22 protein-coding genes are annotated in these 19,016 nt (G+C 64.1%); 10 read left to right on the top strand and 12 right to left on the bottom strand.

Going from position 1 to position 19,016, the window contains the following annotated elements:
- The first annotated feature begins 24 nt into the window (after nucleotides 1-24).
- From AC1DHL_RS00585 to AC1DHL_RS00600, 4 genes are all read left to right on the top strand, one after another.
- A complete protein-coding gene (locus AC1DHL_RS00585) occupies nucleotides 25-213 on the top strand; it encodes a hypothetical protein (RefSeq protein ID WP_478096542.1) in 189 nt (62 codons plus the stop codon).
- A gap of 73 nt (nucleotides 214-286) precedes the next feature.
- On the top strand, nucleotides 287-676 hold the full coding sequence (locus tag AC1DHL_RS00590) for a nuclear transport factor 2 family protein (protein WP_478096540.1): 390 nt from the start codon (nucleotides 287-289) through the stop codon (nucleotides 674-676).
- A 21-nt stretch (nucleotides 677-697) separates the two neighbouring features.
- Nucleotides 698-1,702, top strand: a complete 1,005-nt coding sequence (gene glsA, locus AC1DHL_RS00595) for a glutaminase A (RefSeq protein ID WP_478159816.1) — start codon at nucleotides 698-700, stop codon at nucleotides 1,700-1,702.
- A 62-nt stretch (nucleotides 1,703-1,764) separates the two neighbouring features.
- On the top strand, nucleotides 1,765-2,154 hold the full coding sequence (locus tag AC1DHL_RS00600) for a hypothetical protein (RefSeq protein WP_478159818.1): 390 nt from the start codon (nucleotides 1,765-1,767) through the stop codon (nucleotides 2,152-2,154).
- A 12-nt stretch (nucleotides 2,155-2,166) separates the two neighbouring features.
- Here the strand turns inward: AC1DHL_RS00600 and AC1DHL_RS00605 are convergent, their stop codons facing one another.
- The 3 genes from AC1DHL_RS00605 to AC1DHL_RS00615 are packed head-to-tail and all read right to left on the bottom strand — an operon-like array spanning nucleotide 2,167 to nucleotide 4,868.
- Nucleotides 2,167-3,021 carry an ABC transporter permease gene (locus AC1DHL_RS00605; protein WP_478159820.1) on the bottom strand — a complete coding sequence of 285 codons (855 nt, stop codon included), beginning with the start codon at nucleotides 3,019-3,021 and terminating at the stop codon, nucleotides 2,167-2,169.
- Between the two features lie 39 nt (nucleotides 3,022-3,060).
- Nucleotides 3,061-3,861, bottom strand: coding sequence for an ABC transporter ATP-binding protein (locus tag AC1DHL_RS00610; RefSeq protein WP_478159822.1), 801 nt, complete (start codon nucleotides 3,859-3,861; stop codon nucleotides 3,061-3,063).
- On the bottom strand, nucleotides 3,858-4,868 hold the full coding sequence (locus AC1DHL_RS00615; RefSeq protein WP_478096530.1) for an ABC transporter substrate-binding protein: 1,011 nt from the start codon (nucleotides 4,866-4,868) through the stop codon (nucleotides 3,858-3,860). The genes AC1DHL_RS00610 and AC1DHL_RS00615 overlap by 4 nt, the downstream gene beginning before the upstream one ends.
- 171 nt (nucleotides 4,869-5,039) lie before the next feature.
- Here AC1DHL_RS00615 and AC1DHL_RS00620 point away from each other — a divergent pair, with 171 nt between their 5' ends.
- On the top strand, nucleotides 5,040-5,714 hold the full coding sequence (locus tag AC1DHL_RS00620) for a response regulator (protein WP_478159824.1): 675 nt from the start codon (nucleotides 5,040-5,042) through the stop codon (nucleotides 5,712-5,714).
- Between the two features lies 1 nt (nucleotide 5,715).
- The gene (locus tag AC1DHL_RS00625) at nucleotides 5,716-7,152 is read left to right on the top strand and encodes a sensor histidine kinase (RefSeq protein WP_478159826.1); all 1,437 of its coding nucleotides are present in this window, start codon (nucleotides 5,716-5,718) and stop codon (nucleotides 7,150-7,152) included.
- 19 nt (nucleotides 7,153-7,171) lie between these two features.
- On the opposite strand, the gene AC1DHL_RS00630 is transcribed toward AC1DHL_RS00625, so the two are convergent.
- Nucleotides 7,172-7,408 (bottom strand): hypothetical protein, encoded by a 237-nt coding sequence (locus AC1DHL_RS00630; RefSeq protein WP_478096525.1) that lies wholly within the window; start codon nucleotides 7,406-7,408, stop codon nucleotides 7,172-7,174.
- A 110-nt stretch (nucleotides 7,409-7,518) separates the two neighbouring features.
- Complete coding sequence (locus AC1DHL_RS00635; protein WP_478159828.1) at nucleotides 7,519-8,508, bottom strand: hypothetical protein; 990 nt, start codon at nucleotides 8,506-8,508, stop codon at nucleotides 7,519-7,521.
- A 272-nt stretch (nucleotides 8,509-8,780) separates the two neighbouring features.
- Between AC1DHL_RS00635 and AC1DHL_RS00640 the strand changes: the two genes are divergently transcribed.
- A complete protein-coding gene (locus AC1DHL_RS00640) occupies nucleotides 8,781-9,278 on the top strand; it encodes a hemerythrin domain-containing protein (protein ID WP_478096521.1) in 498 nt (165 codons plus the stop codon).
- A gap of 25 nt (nucleotides 9,279-9,303) precedes the next feature.
- Here AC1DHL_RS00640 and AC1DHL_RS00645 read toward each other — a convergent pair whose 3' ends face one another.
- Nucleotides 9,304-10,326: a lysylphosphatidylglycerol synthase domain-containing protein gene (locus AC1DHL_RS00645; RefSeq protein WP_478159830.1), complete on the bottom strand. Its 1,023-nt coding sequence runs from the start codon at nucleotides 10,324-10,326 to the stop codon at nucleotides 9,304-9,306.
- A gap of 310 nt (nucleotides 10,327-10,636) precedes the next feature.
- Here AC1DHL_RS00645 and AC1DHL_RS00650 point away from each other — a divergent pair, with 310 nt between their 5' ends.
- Together AC1DHL_RS00650 and AC1DHL_RS00655 are read left to right on the top strand one after the other, a co-directional pair.
- Nucleotides 10,637-10,789, top strand: coding sequence for a hypothetical protein (locus tag AC1DHL_RS00650; protein WP_478159832.1), 153 nt, complete (start codon nucleotides 10,637-10,639; stop codon nucleotides 10,787-10,789).
- A gap of 118 nt (nucleotides 10,790-10,907) precedes the next feature.
- Nucleotides 10,908-11,291 carry a hypothetical protein gene (locus AC1DHL_RS00655; protein ID WP_478159834.1) on the top strand — a complete coding sequence of 128 codons (384 nt, stop codon included), beginning with the start codon at nucleotides 10,908-10,910 and terminating at the stop codon, nucleotides 11,289-11,291.
- Nucleotides 11,292-11,342: 51 nt separating this feature from the next.
- Here AC1DHL_RS00655 and AC1DHL_RS00660 read toward each other — a convergent pair whose 3' ends face one another.
- The 6 genes from AC1DHL_RS00660 to AC1DHL_RS00685 all read right to left on the bottom strand — a co-directional run bounded on the left by AC1DHL_RS00660 (nucleotide 11,343) and on the right by AC1DHL_RS00685 (nucleotide 17,926).
- On the bottom strand, nucleotides 11,343-12,254 hold the full coding sequence (locus AC1DHL_RS00660; protein ID WP_478096517.1) for a hypothetical protein: 912 nt from the start codon (nucleotides 12,252-12,254) through the stop codon (nucleotides 11,343-11,345).
- Between the two features lie 93 nt (nucleotides 12,255-12,347).
- A complete protein-coding gene (locus AC1DHL_RS00665; RefSeq protein ID WP_478159836.1) occupies nucleotides 12,348-12,638 on the bottom strand; it encodes a DUF1330 domain-containing protein in 291 nt (96 codons plus the stop codon).
- A 107-nt stretch (nucleotides 12,639-12,745) separates the two neighbouring features.
- A complete protein-coding gene (locus tag AC1DHL_RS00670) occupies nucleotides 12,746-13,426 on the bottom strand; it encodes a TetR/AcrR family transcriptional regulator (protein WP_478096513.1) in 681 nt (226 codons plus the stop codon).
- Between the two features lie 83 nt (nucleotides 13,427-13,509).
- Nucleotides 13,510-15,789, bottom strand: a complete 2,280-nt coding sequence (locus AC1DHL_RS00675; RefSeq protein WP_478159838.1) for a DUF6351 family protein — start codon at nucleotides 15,787-15,789, stop codon at nucleotides 13,510-13,512.
- A 135-nt stretch (nucleotides 15,790-15,924) separates the two neighbouring features.
- Entirely contained in the window at nucleotides 15,925-17,469 is a 1,545-nt protein-coding gene (locus AC1DHL_RS00680) for a nitronate monooxygenase (RefSeq protein ID WP_478159840.1), read from the bottom strand.
- Between the two features lie 13 nt (nucleotides 17,470-17,482).
- On the bottom strand, nucleotides 17,483-17,926 hold the full coding sequence (locus AC1DHL_RS00685) for a universal stress protein (RefSeq protein ID WP_478096510.1): 444 nt from the start codon (nucleotides 17,924-17,926) through the stop codon (nucleotides 17,483-17,485).
- A 333-nt stretch (nucleotides 17,927-18,259) separates the two neighbouring features.
- On the opposite strand from AC1DHL_RS00685, the gene folE reads away from it, so the two are divergent.
- Nucleotides 18,260-19,006 carry a GTP cyclohydrolase I gene (gene folE, locus AC1DHL_RS00690; RefSeq protein WP_478096508.1) on the top strand — a complete coding sequence of 249 codons (747 nt, stop codon included), beginning with the start codon at nucleotides 18,260-18,262 and terminating at the stop codon, nucleotides 19,004-19,006.
- The last annotated feature ends 10 nt before the right edge of the window (nucleotides 19,007-19,016 follow it).

The following is a 19,016-nucleotide window of genomic DNA, read 5'->3' on the forward strand; positions in this document are numbered from 1 at the left end:
AACTCTCTTCCCTGAGAGGCAGCAATGAACACGACATGGAACTTCATCTTGGCCGGGGCAGTGACCCTGGCATCTGCGGCCGGAATCGTCACCGGCGAAGCCGCAAAGGGTGAGCTGAGGCTCGCCGAGGCGGCCACGACAGTCAGTGTCGCAAGCCCCGACGTGTTTGCGTGGCTGAGCCACAGCACGGCGTCCGTGGCTTCGGCCCAGTAGGAACGACAGGCGCGGGCTTGTCTTTCCTGCCGGGGCGAGGCAGAGTCGGGCATCCATTTTCCGGAGCCCATCCATGTCGCCCAGCCCGATCGAGATCTGGCACCGCCTCGTCAAGGAACGCGATGTGCACGGCCTCGATGCGCTTCTTGCCGATGAGGCGGTCTTCCATTCGCCGGTTGTGCACACGCCGCAAATCGGCAAGGCCATCACGAAGGGCTATCTGACCGCCGCCTTCGACGTTTTCTTCAATCCGTCGTTTCGCTACGTCCGGGAGTTCACGGGCGACCGCGATGCGGTTCTCGAATTCCAGGTCGAGATGGACGGCATCAGCGTCAATGGCGTCGACATGATCAAGTGGAACGACGACGGCAAGATCACCGAGTTCAAGGTGATGTTGCGTCCCCTGAAGGCCGTCAACCTGATTCACCAGAAGATGGCGGCGATGCTTCAGGCAAATCAGTAACTCCGGCCGCGAGAAAAGCCTGTGCACACATCGGTCCCTGCGGACAAACCGTCGGACCTGTCCCGCGTTTCAACCGGTCGGCTTCCTCCACCGGACGAAGTGCGGGCGCTGGTGAATGAGGCGTACGCGCTTTACAAGACCGCAGACGAGGGCAAGGTCGCCGATTACATCCCGGCCCTGGCAAAGGTACCCAGGGAGCTTTTCGGGGTCTGCGTCGTTTCGGTCGACGGCTCGATTCACGCCGTCGGCGACACGGACCACGCGTTCTCGATCCAAAGCGTTTCGAAGCCCTTCGTTTTTGCGCTGGTCTGCGAGGCGATCGGGGCGGAAGAGGCTCGAAAGAAGCTGGGCGTCAACGCGACCGGAATGCCGTTCAACTCAGTGATCGCTCTCGAGATCAACAAGGATCGGACGATGAATCCAATGGTCAATGCCGGCGCAATCGCTGCGACAAGCCTGGCGCCGGGTTCAAGCGCGGAGGAAAAATGGCAGTTCATCCATGAAGGGCTGTCGCGCTTCGCAGGACGGAGGCTCGAACTCGATTCGGAAGTCTATGAGTCCGAGTCGGAGACGAACATGCGCAATCGCGGGATCGCCAAGCTGCTCGAAGGCTATGGCCGGCTTTACTTCGATGCCTTGGAGGCCACGGACATCTACACGCGGCAGTGCTCGTTGATGGTCACGGCCAAGGACCTCGCCGTGATGGGTGCCACGCTGGCGGACGGCGGTGTCAATCCGCTGACGGAGGAGCGCATCGTCGACGAGTCGGTCTGCAAACGCGTGCTCGCGGTCCTGGCGACCGCCGGGCTCTATGAACTCTCGGGCGACTGGCTCTACGAGATCGGCCTGCCCGGCAAGAGCGGCGTCAGCGGCGGCATCGTGACGGTCGCTCCCGGCAAGGGCGGCTTGGGCACCTTCTCGCCCGCGCTCGACGAAGCGGGAAACAGCATCAAGGGTCAGCGGGTTTCGAAGTACCTCTCCGAAAAGATGGGCCTGAACCTGTTCGCATCCAAACCAGATCATTGAACGCGCCGGAATCCAAAACGTTCGCCTTGCGTGAAGCGCATGCGAGTGCAATATTCCGTGCCATGAAGAAATTGATCTCGGCAATGCTCCTCGCGATCGCAGGGCTCACGACGGCCGGGTCCGCCATGGCCCAGTGGCACAACAGCCCCCAGTTCGATCGCGACCTCAGGGCTTGCGACCGGCGGGGCGTGAACTTCGACCGCTGCATGTGGGAAAGGGGCTGGCAGCGCGGCCCCGGCCAGCGGTGGAATCACAACCAGAACTGGCACCAGCCCCCTCGCCATCCGAACTGGCACAGCCCTCCGCCGAATCGCTGGAACAATTCGCCTCCACGGCGCAATCAGCCGCGGCTGAGCGACATGCAGCAACGCGCCCTGGACAACTGCCGCCTGCTGCCGCCTGCCGAGCAGCCCAGGTGCCGCGCGACCGTGATGTCGACGGTGCGTCGATAGCGCGCGACGTACTCAGAAGGCCGCGGGCCTCCATTTGAGAAGGCGCTTCTCGAGCGACGTCAGGAGGAAGTCCGCAGCCAGTGCCACCACGGCCAGCACGATCATCGCGGCGAACACGCCGCTCGCGTTGAACGCGCCCTGCGCGGTCGAAATCAGCAGGCCGATGCCCTCTTTCGCGCCGAGGAATTCCCCGACCACGGCGCCGACCAGCGCAAAGCCGAAGCTCACGTGCAGGCTCGCCAGGATCCACGACATCGCCGAGGGAATGACGACCGACATCGTGACCTGCCGCGGCGAGGCGCCGAGGATCTGCGCGTTCGCAATCATGTACTTGTCCGCTTCGCGCACGCCCTGGAAGGCATTGCCGAAGACGACGAAGAACACCATCACCACGGCGAGCGCCACCTTCGACGCCATGCCCAGCCCCAATGCGATCACGAAGATCGAACCCAGCACCACGCGCGGAATGGAGTTGGCGATCTGGATGTAGAGGCTGAAGACATCCGACAGCAGCTTGTTGCGGCCCAGCAGGATGCCGCACACCACGCCGGCGATCGAGCCGATGAGGAAGCCGATGACGGTTTCTTCCAGCGTCACGGCGACCTGCATCCACAGCGAGCCTTGCGCGGTGCCTTCACGCATCCACTCGACGAGCTGGTCCCAGATCATCGAAGGCATCGAATAGAAGAACGGGTCGATCCACTTGTGGCGGGCGGAAATCTCCCAGCCGCCGAGCACGACCAGCAGCACCAGCACGCGCAGCGAGATGATCATGGAGCGTCGACGGCGGATGCGCGCCTGCGCGCGCTCGGACTCGCGGGCCAGCGCCTCGTCGCTCAGGACGGCGGGCAGGACTAGTTCGGTCATTGTTGAAAAGGCTCCGGAAAACGAAATTCGGCAAGGGACTCAGGCAAGGACCACCTCTTGGCGAAGGTCGTCCCAGATGTGCTTCGAAAGCTCGATGAACTGCGGCTCGTAGCGCACCTGCGAAGTGATGCGCGGCCGCGGCAGGTCGATGTCGTACACACGCTTGAGCGTGCCGGGACGCGCCGACAGGACGAACACGCGGTCGGCGAGCGCGATGGCCTCTTCGAGGTCATGCGTGACGAAGACGACCGAGCCGCCTGTGCCCGACCAGAGCTTGAGCAGTTCGTCCTGCATCAACGTACGGGTCTGCATGTCGAGTGCCGAGAAGGGCTCGTCCATGAGCAGGATCTCGGGGCTGTTGATGAAGGTCTGCGCCAGCGCGACGCGCTTGCGCATGCCACCCGACAACTGGTGCGGGTAGTGCCCGCCGAACTTGCCGAGGCCGACGCGGTGGATCCATTCCGCGGCCATCTCGTGCGCTTCCTTCTTCGACTTGCCGCGGAACATCGGGCCTGCGGCGACGTTCTCGGTCACGCTGCGCCACGGGAACACCGCATCGGCCTGGAACACGAAGCCGATCCGCGGATCGATGCCCTGCACCGGCTGGCCCATCACCCGCACCTCGCCCACCGTGGGGCGAAGCAGGCCGGTCACCATGTTCAGCGTGGTCGACTTGCCGCAGCCCGTCGGACCGACGATGGCGACGAACTCGCCGCGCGCCACCGACATGCTGAAGTTGCGCAACGCGACCGTCGCGTTGCCGTCCGCCGAGATGAAGCGAAGCGAGACGTCGCGGAACTGGATGGCTGGCGTGTCCGCCGCGTTCGTCGCGTTCGTCACTTGGCGCTCGCTGCGAGGTAGGCGTTGGTGTAGGTCTTCGACAAGTCGATGTTCTTGCTCTTGATGAGCGGCTTGTAGGTGGCCAGCACCTTCAGCACCGTCTCGGGACCGCCCGCGGGCATCTTCGCGTCGGCGGTGAACATCGGAAGCGAGGCGCCCAGCGCTTGCACGTACAAGGCCTTGTCGCTGCCGTAGTAGTCGCGCGGCACCTTCTCGGCAATTTCCTCGGCGCTGTGCGTGTGGATGTATTCCATCGTGCGCGCGAAGGCATGGGCCAGCTTCGCGGCCTGCTCCTTGTGCGATTCGGCCCATGCGTTCTGCACGTAGAAGCTCGCGGCCGGATAGAGGCCGCCGAGCGCCGCGCTCGTGTCCTTCTCGGTGCGCAGGTCGACCAGCACCTTGGCATCGCCGGTCTTGAGCATCTCGGAAACGGTGGGCTCGGTGGTCATGCCCGCCTGGATGCGGTCCTGCTTCATGGCCGCGATGAAGGTGTTGCCTGCGCCGACCGGCAACAGCGAATAGTCCTTGGTGGCGACGCCCTGGCGATCGGCGAGATAGCGGGTGAGGAATTCGGTCGACGAACCCAGGCCGGTCACGCCCAGCGTCTTGCCCTTGGCGTCGGCCATCGTCTTGAAATCGGCTGCGGCCTTGGTCGACACCAGTTCGACTTCGCCCGGGACCTTGCAGAACACGGCGATCGCCTGGATTTCCTTGCCCTTGCTCTGCAGGTCGATGGTGTGGTCGTAGAAGCCGACCACGCCCTGCACCGCACCGGCGATCAGCTGATTCTCGGCATCGACACCGGCCGGCTGCGATTGCAACTCCACGGTCAGGCCTTCGTCCTTGAAGTAGCCCAGTGCCTCGGTGAGCTTGGCCGGCAGGTAGATGATCTTGTTGATGCCGCCGACCATGATGGTGATCGGCTCGGCAGCCTGGGCGAAGGGGGCCGCTGCTGCCAACGCGGAACACAGGGCGGTGGCAAGCAGGTTGCGGTGGAAAGCACGCATTGGAATGTCTCCTGGAGGCTGGAAGGAATGCCGCGCGACCGAGGTGTCGCAGGACGCGGCCAGTCTAGGTTTCGCGTTCTTTCAGCCGGCTTTCGGTGCATACCGCGATTTCTGCTGGTAAACCCTAGGCCGTGCGGACCTTCGCCGGGTTTTCTAGAATCCCGCACCTCCATGAAACTCCTGCTCGTCGAAGACAACCCGCAACTCGCCCTATGGCTTGCCAACCTGCTGCGGGAACAGGACTTCGTGATCGATCACGTCGAAGACGGCGATGCCGCCGACCGCCTGCTGCAGCAGACCCGCTACGACGTCGTGCTGCTCGACCTCAACATTCCGGGTCTCTCGGGCAAGGGCGTCCTGCGGCGCTTGCGGGCGCGGCGGGATGACGTGCCGGTACTGGTCCTGACCGCGACCGCATCGCTGGACCAGAAGGTGATGTGCCTGGAGATCGGCGCCGACGACTACCTCGTCAAGCCCGTCGAAGTCCGAGAGCTGGTCGCGCGCATCAAGGCGCTGGTTCGCCGCCAGGTGCCGGGCAAGGCCAACGACATCCTCTGCGGCGATCTGCACTATGACCTGCGCACACGTCAGTTCGCGCTCGCAGGCGCAGAGTTGGCGCTGCCGCCGCGCGAGCGCACGTTGCTGGAGACGCTGATGCTGAAGGTGGGTACCACCGTTTCCAAGCCAACGCTGGTCGACGCCATCTTCGGCCTCGACGAGGAAGCCAGCGCCGACGCCGTGGACCTCTACGTGCATCGCCTTCGGCGCAAGCTGGAGACGGCGCAGGCCACCATCATCACCCTGCGCGGCGTCGGCTACCTGCTGCGCACGCGCGACGAAGGCTGACTTGCTCGCGAGCCTGCGCGTGCGACTGGCGGCGTGGCTGCTGCTGCCGCTGTCGGTGTTCGTCGGCGTGTGCGGCTACCTGAGTTGGCGCAACGCCGCGGCAGTGGCCGACTATGTGCAAGACCACGACCTGCTGGCCTCCGCCAAGGTCTTGTCGGAGCGCCTGATCTGGGAAGGCGACAACGTGCGGGCCAGCGTGCCGCCCTCGGCGCTGAGTCTCTTTGCCTCGCCCGATCGCGACCAGGTCTTTCTCAGCGTGACCGATGCCGCCGGCAACGTGCTCGCGGGGATGCCCGGATTCCCGCTGCCGGCGAAACGAAAACTGGTGGGTGTGGACCGCGCGCAGTGGTATGACACCGAGTTCCAGGGCCTGCGGCTGCGCGCCGTCGTGACCCAGCGCGCCATGTACGACGTCGGCGGCGGCGCGGAGGTCACCATCGCCGTCGGCAAGACCACCCGCAGCCGGGATCACATGCTGCGCGCGCTCTGGCTGCCGACGGTCGGCTTCCTGCTGATCGCCCTGCTGCTGGCCATCGGGCTCACGACGCTGGCGCTGACCTGGGAACTCCGCCCGGTCCTGCGGCTGAGCCGGCAACTCGCGCAGCACGATCCGATGCGGCTGGATTTCGCGGTCGATCCGCGCTCGCTGCACACCGAATTGCGCCCCGTTGCCGAGACGATCAACGGCTTCGTCCGACAACTTCGTGCGCACGCCGAAGCGCAACGGCGCTTCATCGCAGACGCCGCGCACCAGTTGCGCACGCCGCTCGCGCTGCAAGCCTCGCAGATCGAATACGCGCGCTACACGCGGCAGCATCGCCAGGAGTGGGACACACGGCGCGCGGACATGGACGCCATGTGGGTCGCCATGCAAACCAGCAACCGGCGCCTCGTCGACGTCACCAACAAGCTGTTGCTGCTCGCCCAGGCCGAGCACCGCGATGCGTCCGCGAGCCTCGAGCGTGTCGACCTCGCGGCAGTGGCGCTGCACAGCATCGAGCAACTGGCTGCGCTGGCCGACCGGCGCCGCATCGATCTGGGGATGGAACTGCCCGAGAAGGCCGACACCGCATGGGTGGTGGCACAGCCCGCGTTGCTCGATGCGCTGGTGAGCAATCTCGTGGACAACGCGCTGCGCTACACGCAGGAGGACGGCCGCGTGACCGTGCGAGTGCGCCGCATCGGCGATCAGGTCGAACTCTCGGTGGAAGACAACGGCCCTGGCATTCCGGCCGAAGCGCTGGGGCGCGTGTTCGAGCGCTTCTACCGCGTATCGCAGAACACCGACGGCACCGGCCTCGGCCTCGCCATCGTGCGCGAGATTGCGCGTGCATTCGGCGCCACCGTCTCGCTGGCTTCGAACGAGAGCGGCCGGACAGGTCTGCGCGCGTCGGTGTTGTTTGCGGCGGCAGGCAACGAAGACCGGGCGGCGACATAGGTCCGGCAGGAAGCGACGGTCACATACTCGGCTCCGTCTTGAACAGACCCCGAACATTCAGCGCGGCCAGGCAAACCTGCAAGGCGATCAGCGCCCAGGCGCCGGTGTGAAGCCCCCAAGCCACCCACAGGACATTGCTGAGCAGAAATATCCAGAAACCTGCATTGCGTCTGCCCCTTGCATTCGAAGCGACGAGATAGGCCGCCGCGATCGATGCCGCAAACGCGGGCCACTGCACGAGGTCCAGGAGTTCCATTGCCCCGGGGGTTCACCGGGAGAACAACGCAATCAGGATGATGATCGGGATCGGCACGCCAAGAAAATAGAGCAGAAATGAGCGCATGTGAGTTCTCCTTGAGTCGAGGATCAGAGATCACGACGACGACCGCCATAAGTGGCCGCGAAGCTCGCCACGAAGGCACCGACCAGCATCGAGATCACGAGCCAGAGGGATGCATAGGCAGAAGCCTTGCGCGCCGCGTCCGCGGCCTCCTGTGCCTTGGCCTTCGCATCGTTGAGCGCCGCCTGGGCCTTGGCGAAGGCATCGGTCACGCGCTTCTCGGCATCCTGCTGACTGAGCCCTGTGCGCTGCGCCACGACTTGCCCCACGTACTTGCCGTCCTCGGCCGGCAAGGCGCCGGTGCGAATGCCGTTCATGAAGATGCGGGTGACTTCGGTGGTGATCACCGCATTGCTTCGCTCGGGCATCGTCGGCGCGCCGGTCGTTGCAGTCGACGCGGCGCCTGCATCGGCCGGAGCCGCCGCAGGTGCGCCGCCCTCTCGGCGGAACAGCGAGTCAATGAAATAGCCGACGGGGCCGGACGAAGAGTTGCTGGCGGAAGCCCCCGCGGCCGTCGCAGAGGCTGCGGCGGTTGCCGCACCGCCCGCCGCCGTGGCACCCGCCTGCGCACCTGCCCCGATGATCGATCCGACGGCGGATGTCAGAAGCGCAGCAGTGAGCAGCGTTGCGACAGCCCACGCCAGGAAGCCGTGCGCGGTGTCTCGGAAGTACACCTCATCGATGTCGACCCCTGCCCACTTGGTGCGCAGCCTGCCGGCCAGATAACCGCCCATGCCCGATGCGGCAAATTGCGTGAACGACAGCCAAAGAATGGATGCGACGCCAATGGCCGTGGCGCTGGCGCCCCTGTTTGCCCACGGGCTGACCGTCGATAGCCCGAGGCCGGCGCCGAGCAGCAGAAGAACAAGCGACAAGGCTGCGGCGCCGGCAGCACCGGCAAATATGGCGCCCCATGAGACGCCACTGCCACCTGCGGGAAGCCCGCGCACGGACAAATCCGCCATATGGGCGGCGCCACGCGGCTCGGCGGTGGGGTTGATGCTGTACTCGGCCATCGCATTGCTCCTCGTGTGTGAAGGCTGCAATGTCCGTTTCGACGCGTTCGACCCTGGTCATCCAGCGGCCAGACGTCGAGTAGGCGATGGACCCACTTGGCCGCGCGATGAATTCCACGCCCGCCCGCGCCGGCGACAGGGTGCCTGAACCATCTCGGCAATCACGGTGGGAGAGGTCCTACCGCTAGTCAAGACGCAGCCGACACGCGTGCCGCGCCTGCGTACGGATGCTCCCCCACTCGTCCAAGTCAACAACCCAACCGGAGCCCACGATGCCGACCACCACGACCAAACGCGCCGCACCCGACGCCTGCAGCCTTCTCGACGCGGACCATCGCAGCGTCAAGAAGCTGTTCAAGGCCTATGAGGAGCTGACCAAGTCCAAGGCGGCCAGCGCCCCCCAGAAGAAGCGCGATCTGGCGCAGGAGATCTGCTCGGAGTTGACCGTCCACGCGCAGATCGAGGAGGAGATTTTCTATCCCGCCTTGCGTGAAGCGATCAAGGAGACCGACCTCCTCGACGAGGCCGAGGTCGAGCATGCCAGCGCCAAGGACCTGATCGCCCAGATTCAGGAGGCGACCGACGTCGATGACAAGTTCGACGCCAAGGTGATCGTGCTCGGGGAATACATCGATCACCACGTCAAGGAAGAACGCAACGAGATTTTCGTCAAGGCGCGTGCGGCGCACGGCCTCGACCTGATCGCCATGCGCGAGCAACTTGAATCGCGCAAGGAAGAACTCATGGCCGAGCTGACCGCGACCGCATGACCATGACGCTCGCGCGCGCGGGCCTTCAGCCAGCACCAGCCGGGCCTTCGTCATCCAGGTACCGCGCGGTTGGCTGTGATACTGGATCACAGTGACCACAGCGGGCGACATCCTGACCCCCTCGTCTGGACAAGTACCTCTCCAGCCCGAAGTAGATCCCCACGGCGCCCGCGAGCGGGACCAGGTAGTAAACCGCCCGATAAGCCAGAACAGCGGCCACGAGCCTGCCCTGGGGAACGGTGCCCGATAGCAATGCCAGAAAGACGGCCTCCAGCACACCCAGTCCGGCAGGAACGGGCGTGACGACGCCGGCGATCGCCGCCGCCATGAGCACGGCGAGCACGATCGGATACGGGACCTCCATGCCCAGCAGCAGATACATGACAGCCCCCATGGTCGCCCAATGGCCCGCAGAGACAAGAAGCTGCGGCAAGGCAAGGCCCGGCGCTGGAAGGCGGATCTTGCGCTTGCGTACTTGCCAGGTGCGCCCGCGGGCCATCGCACAGACAGCGACATAGGCGAGTGCCAACAGAATCATCGCCATGCCGAGCGCCTGAAGGGCTCCCGGCGTCAGATGAGATCGGGAAGGCGGTGCGATGGCCCCGGCGGCGAACAGGGTCCCCGCAACGACGCCATAGCCCATCCAATTGGTCGTCGCCCCCAACGCGATCAATTGTGCGATCGTGACCTCGTCGAGATTGGCGCGCGCATAGAGGCGCACGCGCGTTGCGACGCCTCCCAGCAATGCTCCGAGGTTCAACGTGAACGCATAGCTCGCCATGCCGATGCACCAGGTGTGCCAGCGCGGGAGCTCGTGGCCTGTGTGTCGCCTTCCCAGCAAGTCGAAGCACCCATACAGCATGTGGCTCAGGACAGCCATTGCAAGCGCCTCCAGCAGAACCGTTGGTGGGTATCGCCTCAGGCTTTTCCAGGCACCGGCCCAATCGATCTCATGCGCATGCGAAAGCAGCACGCCCAGGACAACGATCGACACGAGGATGAAGCCCCAGCGCCTGAAGACACGCAGGATCGTTTTTGTGTTGGCCATTGACGTGACGGGAACTTGGCGCCAATCACAGGCTGCGGCTGTCGGTCGAGAGCGCTGATTGCGGGTGCAAAAGGCGGACACCGCGGCATCGCGACCCCTCACTTGAATTTCTCGCCCCTCGCCTTTTCCTTACAACCACTCCCGCACGCCACGCACAACGCAATCCTTGCAACGGTGCAATCTCGTGCGGCGATCAGGCATTGAGAACTGCGAGGAGCCGATGAACACGTCCGACCCCAGCATTCGAAAGACGCAACACTCGACGCAACAGTCCGAAGAGTCCGTCCAAATCGAGGATCCTCGTTCAACGATGTCCCCGGGCGACGAGGCGCCGGCAGGTACGCCTTCCACCGGCCAAGCCCTCTGCCGCGTATGCGGTGGCTCCGGCCGCGATCCGGAACGCCGCGTGTGCCAGGCCTGCGGCGGCACCGGCAAAGTCACCGTCGGAATCGGCGGCGCCTGAAGACGGGAACGTGGCAAGGAGACGACGATGGCAACCGCTTTCCGAGAGCCCGCGAATCCCAACGGAGCGCCACTGCCCGAGGTCATGCCGACGCAAGCGGAGGCAAGGGCCTTGCAGCTTGAAAGCGCCGAAGCGGCATCACCAGCACGGCGCGAGGCATCGGCAGGCCCGCGGGGCCGTGCCGTTCCGCTATGTGGCGACCAAGGCCATCAGTCATCCGTTGCACGATGCGGACGCGGAGGGCCCGCGCGACTGGGAGGAGTTGCCTCACACGCTCAGCGACAAGACAGTGCCGCATCCGGTCATCGAGAGCTATCTGGGCGCTTTCAAGCACGTCAAATCGGTGACCTCTCGTTGCATCGCGGGAGCCGACCACGCGCTGTCGGATGAAAGAAGCCGGCAGGCCCACGGCATGCTCCTGGTATCGTGGATGACGGAGATGACCCTCGGCGCCCGCGCCGCGAGCGGGCTGCTGCGACCCGCACCGGGCAGTCCCGCCTAGCCGCGGGAGAGCGAGGCTCTGAAGGAGACCACGCGGTCCTTCGGCACACCGTCACTGGAGATCTCGAAAGGTCGAGTCCCTTGCAGTCTGGCCGGGCGGCAGGTGCACCAAGGTGAGCGCGGTCCAGCCTATCCGCAGACCTCGGCCCATCTGAATCAGCTGAAGCCCTTGCAGCGGCCGCAGAAGCTCATGAAACTTGTCATCGAGCGCGTTTTGCGAGGCCGTGCTCCGCTCGGTAAAGCCCAGCCTGTCTCGAAGCACCGGGTCCGGCGCCGAAGCCTCGCGACCAGCGCCTGTCGCAAAGTAGAGCTCTACCAGCACCCGCGCATGTGTGCTCGTCAGCTTGCCTCTTTCCGCCCCTAGAACCGTGGCCAGTGCTGCAGTGAACGCCGCGGGCGGAGCCTCCCATTGGCCCGGAGCAGCGCCCAACACGTCGAGCAACGTTCCGACCAGTGCCCAGCTGGGCAAGTGCAGGCGCCTTGGTTGACGGTCCCCGGCGACATCCAACGTGGCCGCCCGGACCGCCGCCGCCAGATTTCCGGTCAGGTATTCGGCCACTCCCTGCACCGAAGGCCACGGATAGATTTCGTTGCAGAACTCCGTGAGTTCGCTGGGTCGCTCCCGGCCGGTCGCAAGCGCTTCGAGCATCGCGCGGAAGACCAATTGCTCTTGCTCTGTCGGCACGGGTCGCCAAGGCTGCATGAGGACGCTCTCGGCCTTTGGCGCCAGGTCATCGAGTACGCCTCGTCGCAACACCCAGAGCAACCGCCTTCCGCTGGACGGCAAAAAAGTCTCGGGGTGAAAAGCGTTCCAAAGGTCGACCTGCCTCGACGGCGGCAATTCGGCCATCGCCGCATCGAAGGCGGCCTGGCACGAAGCCACCAGGCCGATGTACTCAGGAACGGTAAGGCGGCGCTCGCCACGCAAGAATGCGTGTCCGAAGACATGCGCTTCGCCATCCATTCTGAGCTCCCGAGTTAACCGACGAGCCAGAGTGTCGCACTACGAGCGCTTAAATGGGAACTTTTGTTTTCAAGCCTTGCAAGACGGGCGCGCTCAAACCCCCTCGATGATCCGGAGATCCCTTTCGGCCCCATCGCCCAGCGCGGCCAATGCAGCTTGGTAGTCGGGGCTGTCATGCGTGGCCGTGGCCTGCTCGACGCTGTCGAACTCGATCAACACGGTGCGCTGGGCCACCCCGAACTCGTAGACCTTGGCGGGCAGACCGCGCGCCAGGAAGCGCCCGCCGCCCGCGGTGATGGCGGGGCCCGCCAGCTTGGCGTAGGCCGCCAGTTTGTCGGCATCCTTGACGGCACGGTATGCGCTGACCCAATAGGCTTTTGCCATGGTGAATTCTCTTTCTCTGCTGCTGCGTCATCGAAATGGCCCGAGGCCACTGAATGGCCCTCGCGACATCGATCATATTTGAACGCCGAGGTTGTCGCGCTGAAGATTCAAGCCTCAAAGCGTGCCTCGAATCCTCGCCACATCAGATCCATCAAGAGATCCACCACCACCGGACGTTCGACCTGTTCGTTCTCGACCCACCACTTGGCCAGCTGCTCAGCCGCCCCCGAGAGCGCGTGGGCATGCATCACGACAAAGGGTTGCGCGACCTGGGGCATCAAGGGGGTGAGCAGTGCTGCGATTCGGTCGACCGTCTCGAATCGCATCCGCCTGGCCTCGCCGACGGCGGACCCTGCGACCGCAGCACCCCCGCCGAAAAGCAAACGCCACGCGGCACGATCCTGCTCCACGAATTGGAAATAGCCTTCGATGCCTGCACGCAAGCGTTCGCGCCCAGTGGCGTCGACATGCGCGCCAGCTGCTTCCATCAGGCGCTGATCGAGGCAGCGTCGGGCCAGCCGAAGGCATGCCAGATAGATGGCGTCTTTCGCGCCGAAGAGGTTGTAGACAACAGGCCGGGTCACTTCGGCGGCCTCCGCGATGTCTTCCATCGTCGTCCCCTGGTACCCCTTCGAAATGAACAAATCGAGTGCAACGCCCAGGATCTGGCGCTCACGCGCGGGTCGCGGCAGTCTGAGTTTCTTCGAAGTGGGAGGAGTCAACTTGGTGCTTTCGACTTGTATTCGGTGGCCCGTATTGTGTCCGGGCGCTACGGCACCGGTCGGCATCGCCGCACTGAAAAACAAGAAGCCGGGACCGAATGGAGTCCATCCGATCCCGGCTCGGCCTTCATGGCCGCTCAACGCTCAGCCTACAAATCAGCAGGGCGGCCCTGGTCCGGCTTGCTGTAGTCGCACACGCCGGTGCCGAAGATCTGCAATAGCCGTTGCTCCTGGGCGACGCTGAAGAACACGCTGCCGTACGTACCGTCATGCAGAGCGCTGACGACCGGTTTGAGCGCGCACTTGAAGATCGATCCGGACACAGGTGCACCCGAAGCCACGCGGGCGTCCGAGTAGATCGGGAACTGCTTCGTGCAGGCGCCACCGTTCACAGTGTCGGCCACGACTTGGGTGCCGTCCGCCGAGAGCTGACCATCCCAGACGTGTGGGCCCGCCGCGATGACGCCGCCGTTGCTGTCATAGCACTGGTCCTGAACGCTGCTGGGGCGACTGCCGGCCAGCAACCACTGGGTCTCGGCCTGCAGCGCCTGCTGGACGTAGGGAGCCAGGCTGGCATCGTCGTCGCCCGTTGACGTCATCCAGATGGCCAGGTTGTCGGCATTGCCCTGGTTCTCGATCAGGCGCTGGCGGGCAGCGAATGGCTCGCGCGTCGCGTGTTCGTTCAGTCCGGCTTCGAGGTAAGGCTCAATGTGGATGAACGGCGTGTTGACCTTGCCACGGAAGACCAGGCCCGCCTTGTACGCATTCTGGATAGCGGCCAGGCTGGCTGCATTCGCGACGGTACGGGGCGCGATGTCGTTCGGGTTGCCGGCATGCGTCGAGGCCGATCCGTTGCGGGCGCTCCAGGGATCCCAGTCGCTCATGTTGCTCCCGTCGCCAAGATACGGGAAGCCCTCCGGCAGGAAGTCCTGCCCCGCCTTCCAGCCGCCGACGTGAGCGTTCAACGACAGGAACTCGTCGACCGTGATCTTGCCGGCCTTGAGCGCGGTCAGTCCGTACTGCACGCCTTCGTTGTCGAAGGTCGACGGCGTGGTGGCCGACGGTTTCGCGTTCGGGTCGCCGGCGAAGACTGTCACGACGTCGTTGAAGTAACCCCAGAAGGTCGACGCGATGCCCTTGGCGCCCAGCACCTTCAGGCTGCCGTCGGTGTAGTAGGTCTGGCCCCAGTACGGGTCCATGAACTCGGGGACGGCCCCTCGCCACTCTTCCATGCAGACATCCGAGCCTTTGACGGCGCTCGAGGTGCCCGGAAGGATCGCGTCGGTCGGCTTGGCGTAGCCGTCGATGCCGTGCAGGCCTGTGACCATGGCGCGGTTCGCCCAGGACGTCCATTTCGGGTTGACCACGCCGGTGCCATTGACCTGCGCATCGACCTTGTCGAAGTAGTAGTGCAGCAGTTCGCAGTCGCCGACCGGCGCAACCTGCGTCACCATGTCCGGGAAGTTCTGGATCGGGATGCCCGCGTCCAGCAGTCCGGGGTAGTTCTGGGCGAAGATCGTCTGCTGCACAGCGCCGCCCGAGGAACCCACCGCGAACGTGAAGCGCGGCTTGCCGTAGGCAGCCGTGAACTGCTGCTTGATCATGGACGCGGTCTGGCCGGAGAGCATCAGGTTATAGGTCGTGGAGGTGGCCATGCCGGACGACATCACAACCGCGTAGCCCTGCTGCAGCAGGTAGGGCATCTGTTCCTCCTGGCCCGGGTTCACGAAACCGCGCGTGGCGTTGCCGATGTGACCCTGGGTATGGCCGGTTCCCACGCCCCCGATCAACTGGAAGACGAGATCCTTGTTCCAGACCGATGTGTCGATCGCGGTCGGATTCTTCGGGTCCAGGTTGGGCGCCAGCATCGCGATGCCGTAGAGGAAGCGATTGATCGTCCCGCGTTCATAGCGGACGATGAACTTCACGCTCTTGCCGTTGACGTTGATCGTCGCCACGTCGTTCGGCGGATTGGCAGGATCGTAGGGAGTGAGGTCCGTGTTGTTGTTCGGGTCGCTGGCCTTCCGGTAGAAGTAGTCGACTCGCGTGGCCAGGCCGCAGTCGGCACTGTAGCCGATGACCTTGCCGTTCGAGTCCGTCACCGGGAGGCCGTTGCCGTTCTGGTTGTCGACGACAGGTTGTCCCATTCCGATCTGCTGGCTCACGCACGCAAACGGCTGTTGGCGCGGGTTGTCCGCCGCGATGGGCCCCACCTTCCCGATCTGCACGGGATAGTCAGAAGGGGCGCCGGGAACAGGAGCGCTGGGCACCGGAGCGCTGGAGACAGGACCACTGGGGGCGGGAGCGCTTGGACTCGGGGCAGCGGCGCTCGGCACGCTCGGAAAACTTCCTGAGCCCCCTCCTCCTCCGCAGCCATAGAGCAGCGTTGCCGCGGCCGCGGCAACAGTAATGGTTATCCGTTTGGACACGCTTGTTTCCTTCGTTGTTCGAGCACTCGGGATGAGTTCGCCTTGTTAACTTACAACTCTGTAAGTTACATGACTGTAATTTCCGAACGCGTGCTGCGAATCGGGGAAACCCCGGTGCCTCTCCCGGCGAGTCGATCACGAAGTTGAACGCGAGACGGGGGAAGTTCCGGAATCGCGAAGGTAGTCGTCCAAGCCCGCGATGTTCTGCACATGCGAGGACAGCATTTCGGCCAATTCATTTTGAAGGCGCTTTTCGCGCAATCGAGGCGTCAAGGTCTCGAGCTTCCTGGCCACCCACGCCTGGCCGCGATTGAGAAATTCCAATCGTTTTCTCAAATCCGGGATGGCCATCAATTTGTCGTAGAACTCGCCAGTGCGAGTGCTCGGCACTGCGTTGCACGCTTGTATCGCGCGGATCAGGACACCGCACCACTTCACTTCGTCTTTCCATATGCCCCGTGCGATCACTCTCAGCGTGTCATCCTCGGTCTGGCGGGCAAGTTCCATCGACACACGAGCGCCGGCGCGTTCGGCCTCCAACAGTTCGTTCAGCGCGCCAAGCACCTCCTCGTCGCTTGCGAGGTCCAGATAGGCCTCCTCCAACTCGCCCGCATAGCAGACCGGCGAGGAGACCTCAACCCTCTCGGCCACAGCTTCGGTGGCAACAAACAGAGACGCGGCCGCTTCGCGCGCAATGCTCTCGATACGCTCGCCCGCGGCCCGAACATCCCGGATGCGTGCAGCACCCTCCCCGGCGTACAAGGCCATGGCCTCCAGGTCGCCCGTCGTTGTTCGCAGAGGCGAGTCGGTGCTGAAAAGATAGATCGGTCGATCGGGTTCCCGGCCGATGGCCGTCAGTCCAGGCCCAAAAGGATCACCCCGATCGCCTCGGGTCACGCTGTTTTGCAGCACTCGAACCCGTGCGCCACGCGGCCAGTTGATGTGGAACGCTTGCGTCAGGATCGTGTCGCCGTCCCCCGCGTCGACGATCGCCTGCTTGTGGAAGTCATGAGCGAACGACTCCCGCGTCGCCAGCAAGGCCGTCCCCAGCATTGCGCCTTGTGCGCCGAGCGACAAGACAGTCGCCACGTCCTGACCATCTGCGATGCCGCCCGCTGCGAGGACGGGAAGGTCCACCTTGGCGAGCACGTCCGGAAGCAGGTCGCACAAGGGTTGGCTGCCGCGCACATGACCACCAGCCTCCCTCCCTTGCGCGATCAGGACTTGGGCACCCGCTTGCTGTGCCAGCACTGCCTCGTCGGCACTGCCGACCTGGCACATGACCAGCGCGCCCGCTTCACGCAGACGGCCGATGATGGCGTGCGAGAGATCCCAGAACAAGCACACCACGGGCACCTTCAGGTCGATGCAGGTCGCGACTTGTTCGTCAAGCAGTTTCTGATCCGTCGCGGCAGGAATGATGCTCACACCGAAGGGGCTGCTGGTGAGTGAACGAACCTTCCCGACCTCTTGCCGGATCAAGCCTGGCGATTCCCTCACCATGCCCAACAGCCCGAAGGCTCCCGCCTGGGTGACTGCTCCCACCAGTTCGGAGCGCGCAACCCCGCCCATTCCCGCCAGAACCAGCGGATAACGGCATCCCAGCAAATCGCACACGGGGCGATACAGCGCGCCGGAGCGCAGAGGCTCAACGGCCGGCAATCGATCAGACATCGCCATGGGCGGCTTCCTTTCAGCGGATGACCAGCACTGGGACTTTTGAATGAGTCAGGACCTGGTCCGTGTCGCTGCCGATGAGCAGCCGTGCAAACCCCGATCGCGCGTGAGAAGCCATCACGATCAGGTCGCAACCGTATTTGGCCGCCGCGGCGATGATCGCATCCGCAACGCCGTCCGAGACGGTGATTGAAGGTTTGAGTCGCACGCCGCTGGCTTCGGCGCGCGTCACCATCGGCTGCAGTGACTGTTCGGCTGCATCGACGGAGAGGGCTTCCGCACGGGCAATCTCGTCGGGCGTGAACACCGTCATGCCATCGAAGTAATTCATCGCGTATCGCGGCACGACACGCAGTGCGACGACATCCGCATTGCGCTCCATCGCCAGGTCGATCGCACGATCCACGGCCTTGTCGCAAAAGCGGGTGCCGTCCGTGGGCACCAGGATGTGATGGAACATGAGTCTTGTCCTTCAGGAAGATTGATCGAGCCGCAAGTCCTCTTGAGCGGAAAGCTCCGCCTCACAGGCACGCGCGCCAGTGATCTATCGTGTCCTGATCCATGCTCCATGTAAAACGACATTTATTGCCCGTTGAATGCAATGATCTTGCATTGATCTCGGTAGTCGCGGCCTTCGAACAGCGCGCTGTCACATCCAGCCCGGTTGTTGCATCTAAGGGGAAGGACTGCGAAGTCGCAAGTCCGCATCCCCGACGAAAGGGAATCAGAGCTCGCGCAATACCTCAGGTCGCTTTGACGGCGCTCTTCATCATTCACCACGGCAAGAAGACCCATGTTCCGAACGACAGAGACCTTGGACCCGATCCTCACGACCGGCCCAACGCCTGCGCCGATGAGCGCATCCGATCGCATCCGCTACCGGCTGATCGGTGCCGCCGCCCGCTACCACGCCAACGACAACATCTCGGCCTTCATCCTGCCGGGTGAACTCGAAGAGCTGAAAGCCGAAGTCGAGCATCGGATGCAGGAGGTGCTGCGTGCACTCGTCATCGACACTGAAAACGACCACAACACGAACGAGACCGCCCGGCGCGTCGCTCGCATGTTCCTGACCGAAGTCTTTCGCGGGCGCTATGTACCGATGCCGGCGATCACGGAGTTCCCGAACGCCTCGCGTCTCAACCAGATGATGATCATCGGCCCGCTCAACGTGCGCAGCGCCTGCTCGCACCACCTGTGCCCGATCATGGGAAAGTTGTGGATCGGCATCATGCCCAACGAGCATTCCAACTTGATCGGTCTTTCGAAGTACGCCCGTATCAGCGACTGGATCATGGGCCGCCCGCAGATTCAGGAGGAGGCCGTGATGATGCTCGCAGACGAACTGGAGCGGCGGGTGAAGCCCGATGGGCTGGCACTCGTGATGGCGGCGGATCACTCCTGCATGCACTGGCGCGGCGTCAAGGACAACGGCGCCAGCATGACCAGCAGCGTGATGCGCGGCGCCTTCCTGAAAGACGCCACACTGCGTCGCGAATTCCTGGCCTTGCTGCACGAGAAAAATTCCAGCGACCACTAGCGGTCCGCGT

Source organism: Variovorax sp. 10L426 (assembly GCF_056395305.1).